This is a genomic window from Streptomyces vinaceus (assembly GCF_008704935.1).
GTDB classification, from domain to species: Bacteria; Actinomycetota; Actinomycetes; order Streptomycetales; family Streptomycetaceae; genus Streptomyces; species Streptomyces vinaceus.
Window position 1 is genome coordinate 4,937,908 of record NZ_CP023692.1, and the last position, 22,727, is coordinate 4,960,634.

Here is a 22,727-nt window from a genome sequence, read left to right on the forward strand (position 1 = left end):
CCGAGATTTCGGACAGGACCCCGGACCCGTTCCGGGGACCCCAGGGAGATACGCATGACTTTTCTGATCACCGGTGGCGCCGGCTACATCGGCTCGCACGTCGTCCGCGCGATGCTCGCCGCGGGGGAGGAGGTCGTCGTCTACGACGACCTGTCCACGGGCAACGAGGACCGCGTCCCTCAGGGCGTCCCGCTGGTGATCGGCTCGGTCCTGGACCGGCTGTCCCTGGACGAGACCATCCGTGAGCACCGGATCACCGGCGTGGTCCACCTCGCGGGCAAGAAGCAGGTCGGCGAGTCCGTCGAGAAGCCGCTGTACTACTACCACGAGAACGTGGAGGGCCTTCAGGTCCTGCTGGGCGCGGTGGCCGCCGCCGGCGTCCGCAACTTCCTCTTCTCCTCCTCCGCCTCCGTGTACGGCATGCCCGACGTGGAGCTCGTCACCGAGGAGACCCCCTGCGCGCCGCTCAGCCCGTACGGCGAGACGAAGCTGGCCGGCGAGTGGCTGGTGCGCGCCGCGGGCAAGGCGCACGGCATCTCCACCGCCTGCCTGCGCTACTTCAACGTGGCGGGAGCGGCCGCCCCCGAGCTCGCGGACACCGGCGTCTTCAACCTCGTCCCGATGGTCTTCGAGCGCTTCGACAAGGGTGAGGGCGCCCGGATCTTCGGCGACGACTACCCGACCCCGGACGGCACCTGCATCCGCGACTACATCCACGTCGAGGACCTCGCCGAGGCCCACGTGGTGGCGGCCCGCAAGCTCGTCGAATGGGGCGCGACCGGGGACTACAAGGACCTCACCGTCAACATCGGCCGCGGCGAGGGCGTCTCCGTACGGGAGATGGCCCAGCTGCTGAACGAGGGCACCGGGCACACCTACGAGCCCGTCGTCGTCCCGCGCCGCCCCGGCGACCCGGCGAAGGTCGTGGCCTCGGCTGACAAGATCGCGGCGGAGCTGGGCTGGAAGGCCAAGCACGACGTCCGCGAGATGATCACCTCGGCCTGGGCGGGCTGGGAGGCCAACCGCAAGGGCGCCGTGCCGCACGTCGCGCGCTGATCCGCCGCACGTACCCCGTACGAAGCCGCCCGCCCCGGACAGTTCCGGGGCGGGCGGCTTTCGTACGGCGGGCGGCTTCGCCGGCGGACCGCCCTCAGCGCTCCAGGAACGTGAAGAGCTCTTCCCAGCGGTCGGTGATCTCGGCGCTGGAGTACCGCCGCACGTTGCGGAAGGCGTTGTCGCCGAGCCGCTCGCGCAGCTCACGGTCCGACATCAGCACGCGCAGGTGGCCCGCCAGCTCCATCGTGTTGCCCAGCCGGGCCAGCAGCCCGTCCTCGCCGTGCTCCACGATCTCCCGGACGCCCGGCGCGCAGTCGAAAGCGGCCACCGGCACGCCCGCGGCCATCGCCTCCAGCAGTGTGATCGGGAAGCCCTCGGCCCGCGAGGCCTGCGCGAACACCGAGGCGCCGCGCAGCGCGCCCAGCACGTCGTCGGTGCTGCCCATCCACTCTACGGAGTCGCCCAGCCCGAGCGCCGACGCGTGCGCCCGCAGCGCCGGCTCCTCGACGCCCGCCCCGTAGATCCGCAGGACCCAGTCGGGGTGGTGCGGAGCGGCGTCCGCCCACGCGTCGAGCAGCAGGTCCACGCCCTTCTCGAAGGCGAGACGGCCGATGCTGGCGACGACCTTCCCGGTGCGCGGCGCGGGGGAGTCCGGCATGAACGGCAGCGGGTTCGGCATGCTGCCCACGTTCTCCATGCCGGCCCGGATCCACAGGTCCGCGTCCTCCGGGGTCAGCACCAGCAGCCGGTCGACCTCCCGGTAGTGGCGGCGGACCCGATCGGCGCGGGTGGACTTCTGGCTGGCCTCGAACGACTCGTGGCTCATGCCGATGACGCTGAGCCCCTTGGTGTCGGCGAGCGCCACCCACTCCATCGCCCAGACCTGTGTGACGATCACGACGGCCCCGGGGCCGGCCGAGCGGAAGAGCTCGTTCAGCTTCTCCGCCTTGGCCCGCATCTGCGCCCGCCGGGCCGCCTGGCGGCGCCGCTCGGGGGCGTTCAGCCTGCCCTTGATCCCGCGCAGGCGGCGCGCCTTCGGCGGGTGGGCGTCGTACAGGGTGGTCATCGCGTACGGCAGGTCCTGCGGCAGCTTCTGCCGGATCTCCTCGGCGACCGGGGCGATGCCGACGATGTGCACCCGGTGCCCGCGGTCGGTGAACAGCCGGGCCATCTGGTGCGACCAGGTGGTCACACCGCCGAGCTCGTCGACGCTGTTGGAGACGATGAAGATGTCCCGGCTCACTTGCCGCTCCCGGTGAAGAACTTCTCGACGATCTGGCGGGCGGCGTCCCCGCGGTCGTACTCGCCGAACTCGGTGAGGAAACGCTGCCGGGCCTCGGCGTACTTGGCGTCCGCCTCGTCGAAGGCGGCGAGCGCCTGGAGGAGTTCGTCGGCGGTGGCCACCACCGGGCCGGGCGCCTTCTCCTTCAGGTCGAAGTACGTGCCGCGGATGTCGGTCGCGTACTTCTCGTAGTCGTACGCGAAGAACACCATCGGCCGGTCCAGGACCGAGTAGTCGAACATCACGGACGAGTAGTCGGTGATCAGCCCGTCGGCGAGCGCCAGCAGCGGGGTGATGTCGTGGTGCCGGGAGACGTCGATGACCCGGCCGGCGACCGACGGCGGCAGCGAGACGCTGTTGAGGTAGTGGGTGCGCACGAGCAGCGTGAAGCGGTCACCGAGACGCTCGGCGAACTCCTCCACGTCGAAGGGGAACTCGAAGCCCTCCACCGCGCCGTCCGCGCTCGCCCGGAACGTCGGCGCGTACAGCAGCACCTTCTTCTGCGGGTCGATGCCCAGCTCGGCCGCGAGCGGTCCGCGCACCCGCTCCCCGCTCTGCGCCTCGGCGCGGTGCGCCTCGACCAGGGCGTCGTTGCGCGGGTAGCCGGTGCGCAGCAGCACCTCGTCGCGCAGCCGGAAGCCCTTGGCGAGGGTGCGCGCGTCGTGCTCGGAGCGGATCAGGAAGTGGTCGAAGCGGTTGACGGCCGCCTGGAACCTGTCCTGGCCGGCCTTGCCCTGCGCCTTGGTGCGGGGCTCGTGGAAGCCCATGCGCTTGAGCGCGGAACCGTGCCAGGTCTGGATGTACGTGGTTCCCTCGCGCTTGGCCAGGGCCAGCGGGAAGCCCTGGTTGTCGACCCAGAACTCGGCCTGCGCCAGCGCGCGCAGGTACGGCCAGCTCCAGCGGCGCACCAGGGTGGCTTCCTTGGGGAAGCCGGTGGGCTTGCCGCCCGCGTACGACCAGATCGCCTCGAACGGGACGCCCTGGCGGACCATCTCCTCGTAGATCGCCTTCGGGCTGTCGCTGTACTGCTTGCCCATGTGGCTCTCGAAGACGACCGTGCCCTTCTTGACCGGCAGCTTCGAGAAGACCTCGTGGTAGACCTTCACCTTCTGCTCGCCCGAGCCGAGGTTGCGGCGGGCCCGCAGGGCCTTGCGCAGGCCCCGCTTGACCACGCCGGCGGTCTTGCCGTGCATCGCGCTGCTGATCAGCGCCTGCGTGCGGACGGCCGCGGCGCCCTGGGCGGTCAGGACGTAGGAGAGGTTCCCCTTCTTGGTGACCTCCGGCTCGAAGCGGTCGGAGACCAGCCGGGTCAGGCGCGGGCGCACGCGCAGGCCGGCGGCCGACTCCAGGTCGACCCCGCCCACGGAGACGCGGGTGGTGAGGCGGGTGCCGCCGGCCTTCAGCTTCAGCCGGACGTCCCAGACGGCGTCGATGATGCCGAGCGGGCGGACCGTGCCGGCGATGTCGGCCGTGGCGGTCCACTCGATCGTGTCACCGGCGTGCCGCACCGTTGCCACCGGGAAGCTGAAAGACCGCACGCCGATCTGCCGGCGGGCCCGGAACTCCAGCGTGGCCGACAGCTCGGCTTCCGGGCTGATGCGGCCCAGCGGGTTCACCACGGCGCCGGAGAGGGTGACGGTGCCGCGCCCGTCGTCCTCGTACGAGGTCAGGCGGTTGCCCAGCGCGAGGGAGGAGAGCGGGGTGGTGTGGAAGCCCTGGTCGGTGACGTCCAGTATCCGGCGGGCCTCGGCGCCCTCGACCTCGTCGTCGACGTGCTTGGCGCACCAGTAGATCCGGCCGTCGCGCTCGGCGAGCGGCGAGGTGAGCCGGCCCTTGTTGGTCATGGCGTCGGCGGCCGGGAGCAGGTTGTCCCAGTCCTCCTTGCCGAGCAGGTAGGCGCAGATCGCCTGGAGGTACGTGACGTTCTCGTAGGCGGCCGGGTCGATGCCGGCCAGGTAGCCGTTGGCGAGGCGGGCGAACTCCTGGCGGTACGCGTCGCCCAGCAGGGGCAGGTCGCGCAGGTGCAGCACCAGGTCGTGCTTGAGGAACTTGGCGTCCTTGGCGGACTTGATGTCCGTGTGGCCCTTGGCGGCCAGCAGCTCGTCGACGCGCCGGTGGATCTCCATGCGGTGCACGAAGTTGGCGATCTCGTGGCGCCGGTTGCTGATCGACTTCGCCGCGGCCTTCTCGACCACGTTCCAGTAGTAGACGTGGTTGGGGATCAGCGTGATGCGGCGGGCGGCGACGTAGGCCTGCGCGGAGAAGAGCAGGTCCTCGTAGTGGATGCCGACCGGGAACTCCAGGCCCTGCTCCAGCAGGAACGCGCGCCGGTAGCACTTGTTCGTGGAGAGGGTGTCGTAGACCAGCAGGTCCGGGTCCTCGGTGATCGACTCCAGCGTGCGGGTGCGCGAGTAGATCCAGGGGTACCACTCGGTGGTCTTGCCCCATCGGTTGTCGAGGTGCACGCGCACGCACATGCCGGAGACCAGGTCGGAACCGGTCCGCTCGGCGGCGGCCAGCATGTTGCGGCAGGCGTTGCGTTCCAGCACGTCGTCGCTGTCCAGGAACATGACGTACGTGCCGGTGGCCTGCCGGATGCCGTGGTTGCGCGGGGCACCGCAGCCGCCGCTGTTCTCCGGCAGCCGGAAGGCGCGCACTCTGCCCGGGTGCGCGGCTTCGAGCTCCTGGGCGACCGCGTACGACCGGTCCTTGCTGCAGTCGTCGACGATCACGACTTCGACCCCGTGCAGGGTCTGGTCCAAAACCGACTGGACGGCTGTCGGCAGACGCTCTGCGTCGTTGTAGACGATGACGACCACGGAGACGTCAGGCACGTGCACCTCGATCCCTTTGTTCCATTCCGCTTAACCCGTCAAAGCTACCGTGTGCCGCGCTCGGATCCGGCAGGCCGACCCTCGGCGTGCATACTTCTAAGGAAGAGGTGTGTGGCGGGTCCGGTCGCCGACAATCACCCGTTCGGACCCAGCAGGAAGTGTTCATGACGAAGCTGTCCGTAGTAGTCCCCTGCTACAACGAAGAAGCCGTGATCGACCGCTTCGACCTGGAGATCCGCAGGGTCCTGGACTCCCTGCCCGTCGAGTACGAGGTCTGCTACGTCGACGACGGCAGCCGCGACGGCACCCTCGCCAAACTCCGCAAGATCGCCGCCGAGCACGGGGACCGCACCCGGTACGTCTCCTTCAGCCGCAACTTCGGCAAGGAGGCCGGCATGCTCGCCGGCCTGCGCGAGGCCACCGGCGACGCGGTCGTGATCATGGACGCCGACCTCCAGCACCCGCCGGAGCTCATCGCCACCATGCTCGACTACTACCGGCAGGGCCACGACCAGATCATCGCCCGCCGCACCCGCGAGGGCGACAAGAAGGTCCGCTCCGCGCTCAGCCGCCTGTACTACCGGGGCGTCAACCGCTGGGTCGACGTGGAGCTCACCGACGGCGTCGGCGACTTCCGCCTGCTGTCCCGGCCGGCCGTGGACGCGCTGCTGTCGCTGCCGGAGTACAACCGCTTCTCCAAGGGCCTCTTCTCCTGGATCGGCTTCGACACCGTCCACTTCGACTACCGCAACGCCCAGCGCGAGGCCGGCGAGACGAAGTGGAAGTTCGGCTCGCTGCTGAACTACGCCATGGACGGGCTGATCTCCTTCAACAACCGGCCGCTGCGGATCGGGATCTGGGCGGGCGTGTCGCTGGTGGGGCTGACCGTCCTGTACGCCATGGTCATCGCCATCATGGCCATGACCAACGGGGTCACCGCACCCGGCTACGTCACCCTCGTCGCGATCATCACCGGCATCGGCGGCGTCCAGATGATCATGCTGGGTCTGATCGGCGAGTACATCGGCCGCATCTACTACGAGACCAAGCGCCGCCCGCACTTCCTGGTGAAGGAGGCGCACGGCGCGGACCCCCAGGGCCGCCCCGACGCCGCCGGGGTCCCCACCGGCGCCCGCGAGCGCGGCGGCCTGTCCGCCCCGCCCCTGACGGTCTCCGCCGAGCGCGAGGTGCGCTGACCATGCGCAGCCAGTTCGGCCAGATCCTCCGCTTCGGCCTCGTCGGAGCCGTCAACACCGGCACCTTCTTCGTCATCTACCTGCTGCTGCACCCGTGGATGCCGTACTTCCTCGCCTACACGCTCGCGTTCCTGCTGGCGATGGTCGGCTCGTTCTTCATGAACACGTACTTCACCTACCGGACCAAGCCCACCTGGAAGAAGTTCCTCCTCTTCCCGCTGACCAACATCACGAACTACGTGATCCAGTCCGTCGGGCTCTACGCCCTGGTGACCTGGGCCGGACTCGACACCCGGATCGCCCCGCTCGTCGCCGCGATCGTGGCCATCCCCTTCACCTACCTGCTCTCGCGCAAGATCCTCGTTCCGGGCGCCGCGGCCGCGGCCGAGGACCCCGAGCCGGCCCGCAGCGGCTCCGGGGCCTGAGTCCACCGGCTGAAACCCCTGCGCGGGCGCGGCGCACCACCCCGTAGATTGAGGTGGCAGACGTACCGGCAAGGGGCAAGGGGACAGACGTGTCAGCGGCTAGGCAAGGTGTCGTGGACGCCCGCAGGATCGTGGTCAAGGTCGGCTCCTCCTCCCTGACCACCGCGGCGGGCGGACTCGACGCCGACCGGGTGGACGCCCTGGTCGACGTACTGGCCAAGGCCCGCAGCGGCGGCGAGAAGGAGATCGTCCTCGTCTCCAGCGGGGCCATCGCCGCCGGACTCTCCCCGCTCGGCCTGCGCCGCCGCCCGACCGACCTGGCCCGGCAGCAGGCCGCCGCCAGCGTCGGCCAGGGCCTGCTGGTCGCCCGGTACACCGCCTCCTTCGCCCGGTACGGGATCCGCGTCGGGCAGGTGCTGCTGACCGGCGACGACACCAGCCGCCGGGCCCACTACCGCAACGCGTACCGCACCCTCGACCAGCTCCTGGCCATGGGCGCCCTGCCGGTGGTCAACGAGAACGACACCGTCGCCACGGACGAGATCCGCTTCGGCGACAACGACCGGCTCGCCGCCCTCGTCGCCCACCTGGTCCGCGCCGACCTCCTCGTTCTCCTGTCCGATGTGGACGGCCTCTACGACGGGGACCCCTCGCAGCCCGGCACCACCCGCATCGACGAGGTGCGCGGCCCCGAGGACATCGCGCACGTCTCGATCGGCAGCGCCGGCAAGGCGGGCGTCGGCACCGGCGGCATGGTCACCAAGGTCGAGGCGGCGCGGATCGCGGCCGCGGCCGGCATCCCGGTCGTCCTCACCTCGGCGAGCCAGGCGGCCGACGCCCTCGCGGGCCGGCTCACCGGTACGCACTTCCACGCCACGGGCCGCCGGTCGGCGGACCGGCTGCTCTGGCTCCAGCACGCCTCGACCCCGCAGGGGCACCTCGTCCTGGACGAGGGCGCCGTACGGGCCGTCACCGAGCGCGGCAGCTCCCTGCTGCCCGCCGGGATCGCGGCCGTCGAGGGAGAGTTCGTCGCCGGCGACCCGGTGGAGCTGCGCGGGCCCGACGGCCGCGCCGTGGCCCGCGGGCTGGTGAACTTCGACGCGAAGGAACTCCCGCAGCTGCTCGGCCGCTCCACCCGGGAGCTGGCGAAGGAACTCGGCCCCGAGTACGAGCGCGAGGTCGTACACCGCGACGATCTGGTCCTGCTGGAGGGCTGAGGTTCGGTAAAACCGCCGCGCGGCGGCCCGGGGACTGGTCAACTGTGAGGGGCGGACAGGCATGTCGCAGACAGGAGGCGGGCTGGTGAGACGAGCGCTGACCAGCATCAGCGGCGGCGGGGACGGCGAGCACGGCGACCACGACGACCACGACGACCACGGCGAAGCCTCCCGCCTGTGGCACGTCACCCTCAGCGTCTCCGGCAAGCCGGCGCCGCTGTCGGAGGTCCGGCGCGGCCTGGAGCAGCTGGCGCACGACCACCCCTTCCTGCTGACCAGCCGGTACGCCGAGGACCACGCGGAGATCCGGTACTGGGAGGAGGCCCGCGACCTGCACGACGCCGCGGCCGTCGCCCTGCGCCTGTGGGGGGAGCACCGCTCCTCGGCGCAGCTCCCGCCGTGGGAGATCGTCGGCCTGGAGGTCATCGACCGCGCGACCTACCACCTCCGGGTCGCGGAGGGCTACGGCCCGCCCCCGGCCCACCCGGTCGGCGTGCACCCCTACTAGACGCGGCCCGCGCACCGCTTCGCGGGCTTCGGCCCGCTGCACCGGACTCCGTCCGCCGGGGCCGGGCCCGTCCTCCCCCGACGCGCGCCTCGGCCGCAGGCGGCCTCCCCGGCCCGGGCCGGGCGTCTCGCGGGGTGGAAGGCACCGCCGGAGGCGGCGGACCGGGGACTACCCTGGGCGGCATGACCTCGCTCGACGCCCCCGTCTCGCCCGTGACCGCCACCGCGCAAGCCGCCCGCACCGCCGCCGCGGCCATCGCCCCCCTCCCGCGGTCCGCCAAGGACGCCGCCCTGCTGGCCGTCGCGGACGCGCTGGTGGCCCGTACGGCCGAGATCGTCGAGGCCAACGCCGCGGACATCGCCAAGGCCCGCGAGGCCGGCACCAGCGAGACCGTCATCGACCGCCTCACCCTCACCCCCGAGCGCGTCGCGGCCATCGCCTCCGACGTCCGGGACGTCGCCGCCCTCCCCGACCCCGTCGGCGAGGTCGTCCGCGGCTCGACCCTCCCCAACGGCATCGACCTGCGCCAGATCCGCGTCCCGCTCGGCGTCGTCGGCATCATCTACGAGGCCCGCCCCAACGTCACCGTCGACGCCGCCGCCCTCTGCCTCAAGTCCGGCAACGCGGTCCTGCTGCGCGGCAGCTCCTCCGCGTACGCCTCCAACACGGCCCTCGTCGCGATCCTGCGCGACGCCGTCGAGAGCGCCGGCCTGCCCGCGGACGCGATCCAGCTCGTCCCCGGCGAGTCCCGCGACTCCGTCCGCGAGCTGATGCGCGCCCGAGGCCTCGTCGACGTGCTCATCCCGCGCGGCGGCGCCTCGCTCATCAAGACCGTCGTCGAGGAGTCCATCGTCCCGGTCATCGAGACCGGTACCGGCAACTGCCACGTCTACGTCGACGCCCAGGCCGACCTCGGCATGGCCGTGGACATCCTCGTCAACTCCAAGGCCCAGCGGCCCTCCGTCTGCAACTCCGCCGAAACCCTCCTCGTCCACCGGGACATCGCCGACGCGTTCCTGCCGCGCGCCCTCGACGCCCTCGCCGAGGCCGGCGTGACCGTCCACGGCGACGACCGGGTCCTCGCGGCCGCCGAGCACTCCAAGGTCACCGCGCTGCCCGCCACGGACGAGGACTGGGCCGCGGAGTACCTCTCGTACGACATCGCCGCCGGGGTCGTGGACTCCCTCGACGACGCCGTCGCCCACATCCGCCGCTGGACCTCCGGCCACACCGAGGCCATCGTCACCACCTCGCAGGCCGCCGCTCGCCGCTTCACCCAGCTGGTCGACTCGACCACGGTCGCCGTGAACGCGTCCACCCGGTTCACCGACGGTGGCCAGTTCGGCTTCGGCGCAGAGATCGGGATCTCCACCCAGAAGCTGCACGCCCGGGGCCCGATGGGCCTTCCGGAGCTCACCTCCACCAAGTACATCGTCACGGGCGACGGTCACGTCCGGTAGTCGGACCCCGCACACCGGGTGGCCGGATTTCGGCTTACACCCTGCCCAAAGCACCGCCCCCGGTCTAGGCTGGTGCTGTGCCGGACGACGTGGGGGGCAAGTTCCCGGACGACGGGGAGCCCGACAACGACGACCGCGGAGGCGCGGATCAGGACTTCGCCTCCGTGGTGTTCGACGAGGACTTCGTCCGGAGCGCCGAGATCCATGAACCGAGCGCCGCGGAGCGCCAGCGCGCCGCCGACCGGGCCCGCGCGGAGGCGGAAGCCGCCCGCGCCGTCGCCGGCGGCTGGACCTCCGACGACGACTACGACGGCTACGGCTACGGCCGCCCCGACGGGTACGCCCTCGACGAACCCGGCTGGGACCACGCCTCCGGCTACACGGACGGCCCGTACGGGGCCTACGGCGGCTCCCTGCGGCCCTACCGGGGACGCTCGCCCTGGCTGCGCCCGGTCGCCTGGGTGCTCGCCTTCGTGATGGGCCTCGGCATGGTCGCCCTGGCCTTCAGCGCCGTCTACCGCAGTGCGTCGAGCGACGCGGACCACGCGCCCGCGCCCGCCACCACCCCGCTCACCGAAGTCACCGGCGCCGGAGCGTTTACGTACCCCGTCGCCCGCCAACCCTGAAGGTACGACCCCACTCGCGTTCACCGGAGCTTGGGGGCTTCTCTGAAGCGGGGACAGCGGGGAGAAGCAATGGCCGTACCAGGAGATCCACCCGACGGCACCCCCGAGGGCATCGGCGGGGGTGACGAGGAATTCCGGTCGGACGAGTACCGGTCGGTGGTGTTCGACGAGGACTTCGTCCGGGCTGCCCGGCTCCAGGAGTTCTCCGCCCAGGAGCGCATGGGCGAACACGCGCGCGCCGTGCGCAGCCGGTCCATCTGGTCCGGCGCCGGCTCCTCCGGGCCCCGCACCGGCACGCCCGGCCGCGGCGCCCGCCAGGGCATGGTGCTCGTGCTGCTCATCGCCGTGGCCTTCGCCGCGGCCGTCTACATGGGGCTGAGCAACCCGGCCCCGGCCCCGCCCGTCGGCCGCACCGAGCAGCTGGCCAGCACGATCGTGCCGCTCGCGCCCACCGCGGCCGTGCCCGGCGGACGCCCCGCCGACCTGTACGAGAACAGCCCGGCGTCCGATTACCGCGTCGGGGCGGCCGGGATCAGCCTGCCCGGCGCGCGCCGCACCCACCACTTCACCGAAGGCCAGGTCGTCACCGCGCTGTCCATCGCCAAGGACTACCTGGTGCAGTCCTCGCTGGACCCCGACGTGCTGGCAGGCGCCGCGACCCGGCCCGTGCGGGTCCTGCTCGACCCCGACCAGCTGGACCAGTTCGACCGCAGCATGGCCTCGCCCTCCGGCGACGGGCGGCACGCCGCCACCGGCTGGCTGGTCCGCTTCGACCCGGGCACGGCCGTCGTGGCCGACACGCGGGTCCGGGTCAGCGGGACCCTCGCCATCGACGAGGTCTCGGCGGACGCCCTCGAAGTGATCACCGACCACACCTTCGTGTACGCCGTGCGCCCCGCCACCGGATCCCCGGCGGCCGCCGAGGGCGCCTCGCTCTTCACCGTCCGGCGGGAGCTGAAGCTGCGCTTCGACCGGGAGGACCTCGTGGCCCGACGGGCGGAGCTGGTCACCGCCTACGTGATGGCCGGGCCGCAGGACTGCTCCGACGAGCCGGCCGGGGGCTTCCGCCCCGTCCTGGCCGGGGCCGGGCCGACCACGGTCGGACCGGCCGCGAGCGATCCGTACGCCAGCGGCACTCCGAGGCGCACCGCCGGGCTGTGCGGCGTGCTGGCGCCGCCCACGCCCGCCGGGACGGCTCCCGTCAGCCCTGCTCCGTAGCCCCGCCCTTGGCCCCGCCGTTCGGGGCGGAGCCCCCTCCGGCCGCACCGGTGAACTTGTCGCGCAGCTTGCCGCCGACATCGGCCGCGCCGCCCGCGATGTCGCCGACCAGCTTGAACAGCGGATCCTTGCTGCTGCGCACCGCGTCCGCGTAGTGCGAGGCCGACTCGCGGAAGGAGTCCGACACCGAGGTGTCCTTGTCCTCCTCGCGCCGCGGGTAGTGGCCGTCCATGATCCGCTGGTAGTCCCGGTTCTGGGACCACTTCTTCAGCTCGGCCGCCCGGACGGTCGCGAAGGGGTGCGTCCGCGGCAGCATGTTGAGGATCTTCAGGACGGAGTCGCGCAGATCGCCGCTGGACTCGTACTCCTCGGCCTGGGCCAGGAAGGAGTCCACGTTCATCTCGTGGAGGTGGTTGCCGCCCGCGAGCTTCATCAGGCCCCTCATCGACGCGTTCACGTCCTGCCCGACCAGCAGCCCGGCCCGGTCCGCCGACAACTCCGACTTGCGGAACCACTCCCGCAGCGCGGTCACGATCGTCATGATCGCCACATTGCCCAGCGGGATCCACGCCACCTTCAGCGCCAGGCCCGTCAGGAACAGCAGGACCGTGCGGTACACCGCGTGCCCCGACAGCGCGTGGCCCACCTCGTGGCCCACGACCGCCCGCATCTCCTCCTCGTCGAGCAGCTCGACCAGGCCCGTCGTCACCACGATGATCGGCTCGTCCAGCCCGATGCACATCGCGTTCGGCTTCGGGTCCTGCTGCACGTACATCTGCGGGACCTTCTCCAGGTCCAGGATGTAGCAGGCGTCGCGGAGCATCTCGTACAGGTGCGGGAACTGGGTCTCGCCCACCCGGACCGAATCCGACAGGAAGAGCAGCCGCAGACTGCGCTCGGGGAGCAGCCCGCTCAGGGCCTTGAACACGGTGTCGAACCCGCTCAGCTTGCGCAGCGCCACCAGCGCCGAGCGGTCCGCCGGGTGCTCGTACGCGCGCGAGGAAATACCGGGGAACCTCCTGCGGTCCCTCGCCGGCACCTTCTCGAACCCGGTCTCCTTCATGACGCCCTCCCCCTTGATCGGCCTGAGTGCTCCTGCGTCTATCCTCTCCAACGCCTGAGTCGGCGTGAGCGTGCCCCAGGCCCCCGCATACGATGTGAGCGAAGTCTCCGCCCGCTCCCCGACTCGATAGGTACCTGCCTGATGAGCCTCTCCTCCACCGCCCACAACCTGGTCGTTCTCGCGTCGGAGGGCGCCGAGCAGCACGGCGGCAACCACGACAGCCTGAACCCGTACCTGACCGGCGGCGGCGCGCTGTTCATCCTGCTCCTGATGCTCTGGGTGACCACGCGCCTGAACCGCGACCGCTGATCCCGGCGTCGCGCGCACGCCCGCATGCGGGTCCGCACCGCTCCGCCGGGCCAGTAGGCTCTGCGCTCATGGGAGAGCAGGAGATGCCTACCGGCCCGGTCAAGCGCCGGCTCGGCGTGATGGGCGGGACATTCGACCCGATCCACCACGGACACCTGGTGGCGGCCAGTGAAGTCGCCGCGCTGTTCCACCTCGACGAGGTGGTGTTCGTGCCCACCGGCCAGCCGTGGCAGAAGTCGCAGCGCGCCGTGTCCCCCGCCGAGGACCGCTATCTGATGACGGTCATCGCGACGGCCTCGAACCCGCAGTTCTCGGTGAGCCGCATCGACATCGACCGCGGCGGGCCGACGTACACGATCGACACGCTGCGTGATCTGAGCGCCCTCAACGAGGACGCCGACCTGTTCTTCATCACCGGTGCCGACGCCCTCGCCCAGATCCTGACCTGGCGCAACGCCGACGAGCTCTTCTCGCTCGCGCACTTCATCGGGGTCACCCGGCCGGGCCACGTGCTCACCGACGACGGTCTCCCCGAGGACGGGGTCTCCCTGGTGCAGGTGCCCGCGCTGGCGATCTCGTCCACGGACTGCCGCGCCCGGGTGGCCCAGGGGGATCCTGTCTGGTATCTGGTGCCCGACGGTGTGGTGCGCTACATCGACAAGCGTGAGCTGTACCGGGGAGCCTGAGCTTCCGGAGAGAGGGGCCCCGCGGTGAACGACCGACAGGATCCGTACGACCCGTACGCCCAGGAGCAGCAGCTCATCGGCTACGACCCGTACGGGCGGCCGGTGTACGGCCAGGTGCCCGCGCAGCCCGCCCCCGGGCAGCAGCAGTACGAGCAGGCGTACGAGCAGCCGTACGGCTACGACCCGCAGGGCTACGGCCAGCAGGCCTACTACCCGCAGCAGCCCCAGCAGCCGGCCGCGCCCGAGTACGGGCAGCAGGAGTACCCCGCTCACCAGGAGTACCCGCAGGCCCCCGGCTACGGGTACGAGACGCAGCAGACCCAGCAGTGGATCCCGCAGCAGGCCGCCCCGGAACAGCAGGCCGCCGCTCCCGCTCCCGCCCCGGCCCCCGAGGCCGAGCCCGGGCCGTCGCGCGCCGACCGGGTCCCCGAACCGCGCCGGCCCGGCGGTGACCCGTCCGCCCCGGACTGCCGCACCGAGCAGTTCGCGTTCATCGACCAGCCGGACGAGGAGTCCGAGGACGTCATCGACTGGCTCAAGTTCACCGAGAGCCGGACCGAGCGCCGCGAGGAGGCCCGCCGCCGCGGCCGCAACCGGGTGGTCGCCCTCATCGTCGTCCTCGCCCTCTTCGTCGTCGGCGGCGTCGGCTACCTCTGGTACGCGGGCAAGCTGCCCTTCCTCGACGGCCCCGGTCAGAAGGAGGACGCGGCGGCCGCCTCCGGGCCGCAGAAGCGCGACATGATCGTCGTCCACCTGCACAACACCAAGAAGGGCGGCACCTCCACGGCGCTGCTCGTCGACAACGTCACCACCAAGAAGGGCGCCACCGTCCTCCTGCCGAACACGCTCGGCGTCGCGAAGGACGACGGCACCGCCGCGGCCCTCGGCAAGGCGGTCGAGGAGGGCGGCGTGGGCGTCAAGGACTCCCTCGACTCGGTGCTCGGCACCCACATCGGCGGCACCTGGCGCCTGGACACCCCCTTCCTGGAGAACCTGGTCGAGCTGGTCGGCGGCATCGAGACCGACACCGACGTCGCGGTCCCGGCCGACGACGCCGCCAAGATCCCGGCCGTGGGGCAGGGCCCGAAGCAGCACCTCAGCGGTGCGATGGCCGTCGCGTACGCCACGTACCGCGGCCAGGGCGAGCCCGAGGCCAAGCAGCTCGACCGGCTCGGCAAGGTGCTCTACGGAGTGCTGCGCAAGGTGCCAGGGGACGCGAAGTCGGCGACCGTCACGGTCGAGAGCATGGGCCAGATCCTCGACCCCTCCCTGAACGCACAGGCCCTCGGCACGCTGCTGTCCAAGCTCGGCGAGCACGCCAAGGAGGGCGCGTACCGTACGGACGTCCTCGCGGTGAAGCCGGACGGGACGCTCACCGACGACGCCAACAAGAACGTCGTCAAGGAGGTGCTCGGCGGCAGCTTCAACGCGGCCCAGGCCGGCAGCGCACCCCGCGTCGGCCTCAAGGACGCCACCGGCGACGAGAAGACGCAGGTCACGGCGAAGGCGGCGCTGCTCAACGGCGGCTACACCTTCGTGGACGGCGGCAAGGCCGACAAGACCCAGCCCGCCACGCAGATCACGTACCAGGACGACGCGCAGCGGGCCAAGGCGGTCGAGGTGGCCAAGACCCTGGGCCTGCCGGAGACCGTCGTGAAGAAGGGCGAGAACGCGGTGAACGCGGACATCGTGGTGACCCTGGGCAAGGACTACAAACCGTCCTGACCGGGCACGGGCGGGCGGCCCGGCCCGCGCGCACCGCTGCGCGCGGGCGGGGTCGGCGGTACATGAGACCCTTGTATGGATCTGCCCGCCAACCCGAAAGCATGGCCAGTGACCGCCACGGACCGCTCCATCGAGCTCATCACCGCCGCCGCCCAGGCCGCGGCCGACCGGCTCGCGCACGACATCATCGCGTACGACGTCAGCGACGTGCTGTCGATCACCGACGCCTTCCTGCTCGCCTCGGCGCCCAACGACCGCCAGGTCAAGTCGATCGTCGACGAGATCGAGGAGCGTCTGCTCAAGGAGCTCGGCGCCAAGCCGGTGCGCCGCGAGGGCGACCGCGACGCCCGCTGGATCCTGCTCGACTACATCGACATCGTCGTCCACGTGCAGCACAGCGAGGAGCGGGTCTTCTACGCGCTGGAGCGCCTGTGGAAGGACTGCCCCGAGATCGAGCTGCCCGAGGACGCCAAGCTCACCAAGGGCAAGGCGGAGGAGCACGCCAAGCTGCGCGAGGCGGCGGGCGACGACGAGCTGGACGGTGATCTGTTCTGAGCGCGACCGCCACCCGCAAGACGGGCCGGAAGATCGTTCTCTGGCGCCACGGCCAGACCTCGTGGAACCTGGAGCGCCGCTTCCAGGGCTCCACGGACATCGAGCTGACCGACACGGGTGTGGCGCAGGCGCGCCGCGCCGCCCGGCTGCTCGCCTCTCTGAAGCCGGTCGCCATCGTGGCCTCGGACCTGCGGCGGGCTTCCGCCACGGCCGCCGAGCTGGCCGCCGTCACGGGGCTGCCCGTGGCGCACGACGCCGCGCTGCGCGAGACGTACGCCGGTGAGTGGCAGGGCCTCACGCACGAAGAGATCATCGCGAAGTACGGCGAGCAGTACGCGGCGTGGAAGCGCGGCGAGCCCGTGCGCCGCGGCGGCGGCGAACTGGAGACCGAGGTCGCCGACCGCGCGGCGCCGGTGGTGCTGGAGCACGCAGGCCGGCTGCCGGACGGCGGCACGCTCGTCGTGGTCAGCCACGGCGGCACCATCCGTACGACGATCGGCCGGCTGCTGGGCCTGGACGCGCGCGACTGGGAGAGCCTGGGCGGGCTCTCCAACTGCTGCTGGTCGGTCCTCGGCGAGGGCGCGCGCGGCTGGCGTCTGATGGAGCACAACGCCGGCACGCTGCCGGAACCGGTGCTCGGCGACGACGACTGAGCCCGCCTCAGGGCGGCTCCCGCCCGGCTCCCACCCGGATTTCACTTTCCGTCTGGTCACAGGCTAGAGTTCTTCTTGTTCGCAGCGCGGAACACCGGAAACGGGGGGAGCGCGGCGGAGAGCGGGGCTATAGCTCAGTTGGTAGAGCGCCTGCATGGCATGCAGGAGGTCAGGAGTTCAATTCTCCTTAGCTCCACAATCAGGATCCCGTCCCCAACAGGGGGCGGGATCCTTCCGTTTGTTCCTTCGGTGCCTGCTGACCTGCCCCGTACCCGCGTGGCAGAATCGGGACCGCCGGAGGGGGAGTCGACGGCCCGACGTGGGAGGGAGTCGCTGACGGATGGGTGCACACCGGCGGCGGTGCGACTGGTGCAACAACGGCACGCCGATCGTGCGGGACATGGACCCGGTCAACCCCGACTACCAGTACTGGTGCGAGGAATGCGCGCGGGCGCTGATCATAAAAGGCGACCCGATCGAGACGTACCGTGAGCTGGAGGGGGAGCCGATCTATGGGCGGCTGCTCGACGAGCACTGCACGCTCAAGCGGTTCTACCAGTTCGCGAGAGCCTGACCCGGGCCTGAGCCCGGGCCCGTCGGCGTCCGCGACGGGCAACGCGGTTCACGACGGACAACAGGGATGAATCGGGCAAACCTCTGCGCCCGGAAACCGATTTTTGGACCTGGGGCATGACCGTGTAATGTTCTCGATGTCGCCAGGGGGAACCGGCAAGGGAAACCGAGCAAGGGCCCGGCGGCAGAGGAACAAGGGGCTATAGCTCAGTTGGTAGAGCGCCTGCATGGCATGCAGGAGGTCAGGAGTTCAATTCTCCTTAGCTCCACAGAAGAGAAGCGGGCCACCCGGATCGGGTGGCCCGCTTCTCGTTGTGCGGAACGGTCGAGCGGCCGCCGGACCCGCTGCGGTACCCTGGCGCCATGCGTGCCGTACGCCTTCTGCTTACCGAGCCGCGCTGATCAGTACCGACCCTCCGAGACGGTCGGCATCGGCGCGGCGCCCCCTCCTGTGCGAGGGGTTTTTTCGTTTGGGCAGGCAGAGACGGCAGAGACGATCGATGGAGCTTCTGGAATCATGAGCGAGACGAACACCCCGGCCCCCGAGGCGGCCGAGGCGCACCGTTACACGGCTGCCATGGCCGCCGACATCGAGGCACGCTGGCAGGACGTATGGGACGCGCAGGGCACGTACGAGGCCCCGAACCCGTCCGGTGACCTGGCCGGTGACGCGGAGGTCGTCGCGCGCCCCAAGAAGTTCATCATGGACATGTTCCCGTACCCGTCCGGTGCGGGCCTGCACGTCGGCCACCCGCTGGGGTACATCGCCACCGACGTCTACGCCCGCCACCAGCGGATGAGCGGCCACAACGTCCTGCACACCCTGGGCTTCGACGCCTTCGGCCTGCCGGCCGAGCAGTACGCCGTGCAGACCGGCACGCACCCGCGCGTCTCCACCGAGGCGAACATCGAGAACATGAAGGTCCAGCTGCGCCGGCTGGGCCTGGGCCACGACAAGCGCCGCTCGTTCGCGACCATCGACCCGGACTACTACAAGTGGACCCAGTGGATCTTCCTGCAGATCTACAACTCCTGGTACGACGCGGACGCGGCCAAGGCCCGCCCGATCGCCGAGCTGGTCGCCGCCTTCGAGGACGGCTCCCGTGAGGTCCCCGGGGGCCGCTCCTGGGCCGCGCTGACCGCGGGCGAGCGGGCCGACGTACTGAACGAGTACCGGCTGGCGTACGCCTCGGACGCGCCCGTGAACTGGTGCCCCGGGCTCGGCACCGTCCTGGCCAACGAGGAGGTCACCGCGGACGGCCGCTCCGAGCGCGGCAACTTCCCGGTCTTCAAGGCCAAGCTGAGCCAGTGGAACATGCGGATCACCGCCTACGCGGACCGCCTGCTGGACGACCTGGACGCGCTGGACTGGCCCGAGGCCATCAAGCTGCAGCAGCGCAACTGGATCGGCCGCAGCGAGGGCGCGCGCGTCGACTTCGCGGTCGGCGACGACGCCATCACGGTGTTCACCACCCGTCCCGACACGCTGTTCGGCGCCACCTACATGGTGCTGGCGCCCGAGCACGCGCTGGTCGAGAAGATCGTCCCGGCCGAGTGGCCCGAGGGCACGCACCAGGTGTGGACCGGCGGCGCCGCGACCCCCGGCGAGGCCGTGGACGCGTACCGCAAGCAGGCCGCCGCCAAGTCGGACGTCGAGCGGCAGGCCGAGGCCAAGGACAAGACCGGTGTCTTCACCGGCGCCTACGCGGTCAACCCCGTCAGCGGCGACCGGGTCCCCGTCTTCATCGCCGACTACGTCCTGATGGGCTACGGCACCGGCGCGATCATGGCCGTCCCGGCGCACGACGGCCGCGACTTCGAGTTCGCGCGCGCCTTCGAGCTGCCGATGCGCTGCGTCGTGCAGCCCTCGGACGACCGCGACGCCGACCCGGCGGAGTGGGAGGACGCGTTCTCCTCGTACGACGGCACCATCGTGAACTCGACCGGAGACGGCATCTCCCTGGACGGCCTGGGCGTCGTCGAGGCGAAGGCCGCCATCACCGCCTGGCTGGCCGAGCGGGGCATCGGCGAGGGGACCGTCAACTTCCGCCTGCGCGACTGGCTGTTCAGCCGCCAGCGCTACTGGGGCGAGCCCTTCCCGATCGTCTACGACGAGGAGGGCGTCGCGCACGCGCTGCCCGCCTCGATGCTGCCGCTGGAACTGCCCGAGGTCGAGGACTACTCGCCGCGCACCTTCGAGCCCGACGACGCCGGCTCGAAGCCGGAGACCCCGCTGTCGCGGAACGAAGAGTGGGTCAACGTCGAGCTGGACCTGGGCGACGGGCGCGGGGTGCGCTCCTACCGCCGCGAGACCAACACCATGCCCAACTGGGCCGGTTCCTGCTGGTACGAGCTGCGCTACCTGGACCCGCACAACGCGTCGGCCCTGGTGGACCCGGAGATCGAGCAGTACTGGATGGGTCCGCGCGAGGGCGCGCCGCACGGCGGCGTCGACCTGTACGTGGGCGGCGCCGAGCACGCGGTGCTGCACCTGCTGTACGCGCGCTTCTGGTCGAAGGTGCTGTTCGACCTGGGCCACGTGTCCTCGGCCGAGCCGTTCCACAAGCTGTTCAACCAGGGCATGATCCAGGCGTACGCTTACACCGACGAGCGCGGGGTGTACGTCCCGGCCGCCGAGGTCGAGGAGCGCGACGGCGGCTGGTTCTACGAGGGCAAGCAGGTCAAGCGCGAGCACGGCAAGATGGGCAAGTCCCTGAAGAACGCCGTCACGCCGGACGAGATCTGCGAGGAGTACGGCGCGGACACCCTGCGCCTGTACGAGATGGCGATGGGTCCGCTGGACGTCTCGCGCCCGTGGGACACGCGGGCCGTGGTGGGCCAGTACCGGCTGCTGCAGCGCCTGTGGCGCAACATCGTCGACGAGGAGAGCGGCGCCGTGACGGTCGTCGACTCCGAGCCGGGCGAGGAGACCCTGCGCGCGCTGCACAAGGCGATCGACGGGGCCGGCGCGGACATGGCGGGGCTGCGCTTCAACACCGCCATCGCCAAGATCACCGAGCTGAACAACTTCCTGACCAAGGCCGGCCGCCCGCTGGAGCGCTCGGTCGCGGAGCGGCTGGTGCTGCTGATCGCCCCGCTGGCCCCGCACATCGCGGAGGAGCTGTGGCACCGCCTGGGCCACTCCGACTCGGTGGTCCACCGGGACTTCCCGGTCGCGGACCCGGCGTACGTCGTGGACGAGAGCGTGACCTGCGTCGTGCAGATCAAGGGCAAAGTCAAGGCGCGCCTGGAGGTGCCGCCGACGATCTCCGAGGGTGACCTGGAGCAGCTGGCGCTGGCCGACGGGGCGGTCGTGGCGGCCCTGGGTGGGGCCGAGATCCGCAAGGTGATCGTGCGCGCGCCGAAGCTGGTGAACATCGTCGTGTGACCCTGTTGGTCGGGGCCTGTACGGCCCCGCTGGTCAGGGCCCGGGTGACCCCGCTGGTCAGGGCCTGGTGACCTCGCTGGTCAGGGTCTAGGGGTTGTCCCGTACGGGCAGGTTGGGGGTTCGATTGGAACCCCCGGCCTGCCCGTGGCGTTTACGGTGGAGGGGACGGAAACGGCAGGGGAAGGGAGCCTCTTATGGAGGCGGGCGCGTTGATCATTATCTTTGCCCTGTTGGTGCTGTTCGCCTTCCTGGGGCTGGGAGCCTGGGCCACCGTGAAGGCGGTCGGGGCGGCGAAGCGCGGCGTGGACCGTACGATCACCCAGGCCCGCCGCACCGTGGAGGACACGGCGCTCAGGGCCAAGAGCTTCGGCCAGGTGGGCGTGGCGGGGTCGCTGGCGCAGCTGCGGCTGGACCTGCGCACCTCGATGCGGGCCACGCAGCAGGCGCTGTACCAGGGCGTCCAGGCGGACGCCTCGCTGAAGGAGTCGATCGGGTTGTTCGAGCGGCTCAGCGCGCACGGCTACGAGCTGGACGACGAGCTGAAGCGGCTGGAGCAGGAGCCGGACCGGGCGCGGACCGGCGCGATGCTGCCCGAGCTGAGGGAACGGACCGCCAAGATCACGGAGGCGGCGGACTCGCTGCGGTGGGCCGCCCGCGACCGGGCCCGGCGCTTCGCCGAGGACGACCTGTCGGCGCTGTCGGCGCAGATCGAGGTCGAATCGGGGGCGCTGCGGGACTGGTCCCGCGAATCGGTGGACGACCTGGCGGCGGCGGCCGCGGCCTGGGACGCGCAGCAGCCGCCCGCGGGGCGGGCCACCTCTGCCGGCCCGTCCGGTCCTGCCGCGCGGACCCCGGAGCCCCCGGCGGCCCTGAACCCGACGCCCCCGCGGAGCGGCTACCCGTGGCAGAAGGCGCCGCGGCCGGAGACCACGACCTGAGCCGCGGGCGCCGAGCGGCCCCCACGCGGAACCTTTCCCGGTCCCCGGCCAGGGCCGGGCTGCCGTCGCGCCCCCACTGGCGGTAACCTCCGGCTCATGTCCTGCCATGTCGCGATCGTCACCGATTCCACGGCCTACCTGCCCCAACCGGCCATGTCGCGGCACGGAATCACCTCCGTCCCGCTGACCGTGGTCCTCGGCGACGAGGCGCTCGAAGAGGGCACCGAGATCTCGGCCCGCAGCCTCGCCCTGGCCCTGCAGAAGCGCCGCTCGGTCACGACCTCCAGGCCCAGCCCGGAGGAGTTCGTACGGGCCTACCGGGCGGCCGCGGAGGCCGGCGCGACCGGCATCGTCAGCCTGCACCTGTCCGCCGAGTTCTCCGGCACCTACGACGCCGCCGTCGTCGCGGCGAAGACCGCCCCGGTGCCCGTCCGCGTCGTCGACACCGGCATGGTCGCGATGGCCCTGGGATTCTGCGCCCTCGCCGCGGCCGAGGCGGCCGAAGCCGGCGGCTCCGTGGACGAGGCCGTGGCCGCCGCCGAGAAGCGGGCCGCCGACATGTCCGCGTACTTCTACGTCGACACCCTCGACTACCTGCGCCGCGGCGGCCGCATCGGAGCCGCCCAGGCCCTCCTCGGCTCGGCCCTCGCCGTCAAGCCGCTGCTCACGCTGCAGGGCGGGCGGATCGAGATGCTGGAGAAGGTGCGCACGGCCTCCAAGGCCATCGCCCGCCTGGAGGAGCTGGCCGTGGAGCGGGCGGGGGCGGGCAGCGTCGATGTGGCGGTGCACCACCTCGCGGCGCCCGAGCGAGCGGAGAAGCTGGCGCAGCGGCTGCGCGAGCGCATCCCCGGGCTGGTAGAAATGCACGTCAGCGAGGTCGGCGCGGTGATCGGCGCGCACACCGGTCCGGGGCTGCTGGCGGCGGTCGTCTCGCCCCGCTGATCACCGGAACGGGTGACGGAGTTTTCCACAACGGCCGGGATTTCCACCGGAATTGATAACTCCGGACCGGGGT

The 22,727-nt window shown here is 71.4% G+C and carries 20 protein-coding genes and 2 tRNA genes; 19 read left to right on the forward strand and 3 right to left on the reverse strand.

The genetic code is table 11. The features are described from left to right. Positions 1 to 54: 54 nt before the first annotated feature. Entirely contained in the window at positions 55 to 1,056 is a 1,002-nt protein-coding gene (gene galE, locus CP980_RS22240) for a UDP-glucose 4-epimerase GalE (protein ID WP_099892413.1), read from the forward strand. Between the two features lie 94 nt (positions 1,057 to 1,150). Here galE and CP980_RS22245 read toward each other — a convergent pair whose 3' ends face one another. Together CP980_RS22245 and CP980_RS22250 are read right to left on the reverse strand one after the other, a co-directional pair. Beyond that, a complete protein-coding gene (locus CP980_RS22245; protein WP_150528921.1) occupies positions 1,151 to 2,299 on the reverse strand; it encodes a glycosyltransferase in 1,149 nt (382 codons plus the stop codon). Continuing rightward, a complete protein-coding gene (locus CP980_RS22250; protein ID WP_132755267.1) occupies positions 2,296 to 5,178 on the reverse strand; it encodes a bifunctional glycosyltransferase/CDP-glycerol:glycerophosphate glycerophosphotransferase in 2,883 nt (960 codons plus the stop codon). The genes CP980_RS22245 and CP980_RS22250 overlap by 4 nt, the downstream gene beginning before the upstream one ends. A 158-nt stretch (positions 5,179 to 5,336) precedes the next feature. Between CP980_RS22250 and CP980_RS22255 the strand changes: the two genes are divergently transcribed. From CP980_RS22255 to CP980_RS22290, 7 genes are all read left to right on the forward strand, one after another. Continuing rightward, on the forward strand, positions 5,337 to 6,368 hold the full coding sequence (locus CP980_RS22255) for a glycosyltransferase family 2 protein (RefSeq protein WP_229907076.1): 1,032 nt from the start codon (positions 5,337 to 5,339) through the stop codon (positions 6,366 to 6,368). A 2-nt stretch (positions 6,369 to 6,370) separates the two neighbouring features. Continuing rightward, positions 6,371 to 6,793: a GtrA family protein gene (locus tag CP980_RS22265; RefSeq protein ID WP_132755269.1), complete on the forward strand. Its 423-nt coding sequence runs from the start codon at positions 6,371 to 6,373 to the stop codon at positions 6,791 to 6,793. 89 nt (positions 6,794 to 6,882) lie between these two features. Further along, positions 6,883 to 8,010, forward strand: a complete 1,128-nt coding sequence (proB, locus tag CP980_RS22270; protein ID WP_132755271.1) for a glutamate 5-kinase — start codon at positions 6,883 to 6,885, stop codon at positions 8,008 to 8,010. A 61-nt stretch (positions 8,011 to 8,071) separates the two neighbouring features. Then, positions 8,072 to 8,518 carry a hypothetical protein gene (locus CP980_RS22275; protein ID WP_132755273.1) on the forward strand — a complete coding sequence of 149 codons (447 nt, stop codon included), beginning with the start codon at positions 8,072 to 8,074 and terminating at the stop codon, positions 8,516 to 8,518. A gap of 182 nt (positions 8,519 to 8,700) precedes the next feature. Then, the gene (locus CP980_RS22280; RefSeq protein ID WP_132755275.1) at positions 8,701 to 9,978 is read left to right on the forward strand and encodes a glutamate-5-semialdehyde dehydrogenase; all 1,278 of its coding nucleotides are present in this window, start codon (positions 8,701 to 8,703) and stop codon (positions 9,976 to 9,978) included. Between the two features lie 77 nt (positions 9,979 to 10,055). Continuing rightward, positions 10,056 to 10,604 (forward strand): SCO2584 family spore wall biosynthesis protein, encoded by a 549-nt coding sequence (locus CP980_RS22285; RefSeq protein ID WP_132755277.1) that lies wholly within the window; start codon positions 10,056 to 10,058, stop codon positions 10,602 to 10,604. A 69-nt stretch (positions 10,605 to 10,673) separates the two neighbouring features. After that, positions 10,674 to 11,822, forward strand: a complete 1,149-nt coding sequence (locus CP980_RS22290; RefSeq protein ID WP_150528922.1) for an SCO2583 family membrane protein — start codon at positions 10,674 to 10,676, stop codon at positions 11,820 to 11,822. On the opposite strand, the gene CP980_RS22295 is transcribed toward CP980_RS22290, so the two are convergent. Next, entirely contained in the window at positions 11,806 to 12,885 is a 1,080-nt protein-coding gene (locus CP980_RS22295) for a M48 family metallopeptidase (RefSeq protein ID WP_099892429.1), read from the reverse strand. The two genes, CP980_RS22290 and CP980_RS22295, sit on opposite strands and share 17 nt — an antisense overlap. Before the next feature lie 141 nt (positions 12,886 to 13,026). On the opposite strand from CP980_RS22295, the gene CP980_RS35225 reads away from it, so the two are divergent. The 11 genes from CP980_RS35225 to CP980_RS22345 all read left to right on the forward strand — a co-directional run bounded on the left by CP980_RS35225 (position 13,027) and on the right by CP980_RS22345 (position 22,654). After that, the gene (locus tag CP980_RS35225; protein WP_037836848.1) at positions 13,027 to 13,194 is read left to right on the forward strand and encodes a hypothetical protein; all 168 of its coding nucleotides are present in this window, start codon (positions 13,027 to 13,029) and stop codon (positions 13,192 to 13,194) included. Between the two features lie 68 nt (positions 13,195 to 13,262). Continuing rightward, complete coding sequence (gene nadD, locus CP980_RS22300; RefSeq protein ID WP_030297205.1) at positions 13,263 to 13,880, forward strand: nicotinate-nucleotide adenylyltransferase; 618 nt, start codon at positions 13,263 to 13,265, stop codon at positions 13,878 to 13,880. A gap of 24 nt (positions 13,881 to 13,904) precedes the next feature. Continuing rightward, on the forward strand, positions 13,905 to 15,605 hold the full coding sequence (locus CP980_RS22305) for an LCP family protein (protein ID WP_150528923.1): 1,701 nt from the start codon (positions 13,905 to 13,907) through the stop codon (positions 15,603 to 15,605). 108 nt (positions 15,606 to 15,713) lie between these two features. Next, positions 15,714 to 16,160: a ribosome silencing factor gene (rsfS, locus tag CP980_RS22310; protein WP_030297201.1), complete on the forward strand. Its 447-nt coding sequence runs from the start codon at positions 15,714 to 15,716 to the stop codon at positions 16,158 to 16,160. Beyond that, positions 16,157 to 16,813 carry a histidine phosphatase family protein gene (locus CP980_RS22315; protein WP_132755283.1) on the forward strand — a complete coding sequence of 219 codons (657 nt, stop codon included), beginning with the start codon at positions 16,157 to 16,159 and terminating at the stop codon, positions 16,811 to 16,813. The genes rsfS and CP980_RS22315 overlap by 4 nt, the downstream gene beginning before the upstream one ends. 123 nt (positions 16,814 to 16,936) lie before the next feature. After that, positions 16,937 to 17,009: transfer RNA gene (locus tag CP980_RS22320), tRNA-Ala, on the forward strand. A 144-nt stretch (positions 17,010 to 17,153) separates the two neighbouring features. Then, positions 17,154 to 17,387 carry a hypothetical protein gene (locus CP980_RS22325; protein WP_008738908.1) on the forward strand — a complete coding sequence of 78 codons (234 nt, stop codon included), beginning with the start codon at positions 17,154 to 17,156 and terminating at the stop codon, positions 17,385 to 17,387. A gap of 195 nt (positions 17,388 to 17,582) precedes the next feature. After that, positions 17,583 to 17,655, forward strand: a tRNA-Ala gene (locus CP980_RS22330). Between the two features lie 248 nt (positions 17,656 to 17,903). Continuing rightward, positions 17,904 to 20,774: a leucine--tRNA ligase gene (gene leuS, locus CP980_RS22335; RefSeq protein ID WP_132755285.1), complete on the forward strand. Its 2,871-nt coding sequence runs from the start codon at positions 17,904 to 17,906 to the stop codon at positions 20,772 to 20,774. A 194-nt stretch (positions 20,775 to 20,968) separates the two neighbouring features. Further along, positions 20,969 to 21,712 (forward strand): hypothetical protein, encoded by a 744-nt coding sequence (locus tag CP980_RS22340; RefSeq protein WP_132755287.1) that lies wholly within the window; start codon positions 20,969 to 20,971, stop codon positions 21,710 to 21,712. A 96-nt stretch (positions 21,713 to 21,808) separates the two neighbouring features. Continuing rightward, positions 21,809 to 22,654: a DegV family protein gene (locus CP980_RS22345; RefSeq protein WP_150528924.1), complete on the forward strand. Its 846-nt coding sequence runs from the start codon at positions 21,809 to 21,811 to the stop codon at positions 22,652 to 22,654. Positions 22,655 to 22,727: the final 73 nt, after the last annotated feature.

Bases quoted from the DNA above. Each gene is read 5' to 3' on its own strand.
- CP980_RS22290 (WP_150528922.1), top strand. From the start codon at position 10,674: ATGGCCGTACCAGGAGATCCACCCGACGGCACCCCCGAGGGCATCGGC.
- galE (WP_099892413.1), top strand. From the start codon at position 55: ATGACTTTTCTGATCACCGGTGGCGCCGGCTACATCGGCTCGCACGTC.
- CP980_RS22280 (WP_132755275.1), top strand. From the start codon at position 8,701: ATGACCTCGCTCGACGCCCCCGTCTCGCCCGTGACCGCCACCGCGCAA.
- CP980_RS22340 (WP_132755287.1), top strand. From the start codon at position 20,969: ATGGAGGCGGGCGCGTTGATCATTATCTTTGCCCTGTTGGTGCTGTTC.
- CP980_RS35225 (WP_037836848.1), top strand. From the start codon at position 13,027: ATGAGCCTCTCCTCCACCGCCCACAACCTGGTCGTTCTCGCGTCGGAG.
- CP980_RS22325 (WP_008738908.1), top strand. From the start codon at position 17,154: ATGGGTGCACACCGGCGGCGGTGCGACTGGTGCAACAACGGCACGCCG.
- leuS (WP_132755285.1), top strand. From the start codon at position 17,904: ATGAGCGAGACGAACACCCCGGCCCCCGAGGCGGCCGAGGCGCACCGT.
- CP980_RS22275 (WP_132755273.1), top strand. From the start codon at position 8,072: ATGTCGCAGACAGGAGGCGGGCTGGTGAGACGAGCGCTGACCAGCATC.
- CP980_RS22295 (WP_099892429.1), bottom strand. From the start codon at position 12,885: ATGAAGGAGACCGGGTTCGAGAAGGTGCCGGCGAGGGACCGCAGGAGG.
- CP980_RS22265 (WP_132755269.1), top strand. From the start codon at position 6,371: ATGCGCAGCCAGTTCGGCCAGATCCTCCGCTTCGGCCTCGTCGGAGCC.
- CP980_RS22255 (WP_229907076.1), top strand. From the start codon at position 5,337: ATGACGAAGCTGTCCGTAGTAGTCCCCTGCTACAACGAAGAAGCCGTG.
- CP980_RS22345 (WP_150528924.1), top strand. From the start codon at position 21,809: ATGTCCTGCCATGTCGCGATCGTCACCGATTCCACGGCCTACCTGCCC.
- nadD (WP_030297205.1), top strand. From the start codon at position 13,263: ATGGGAGAGCAGGAGATGCCTACCGGCCCGGTCAAGCGCCGGCTCGGC.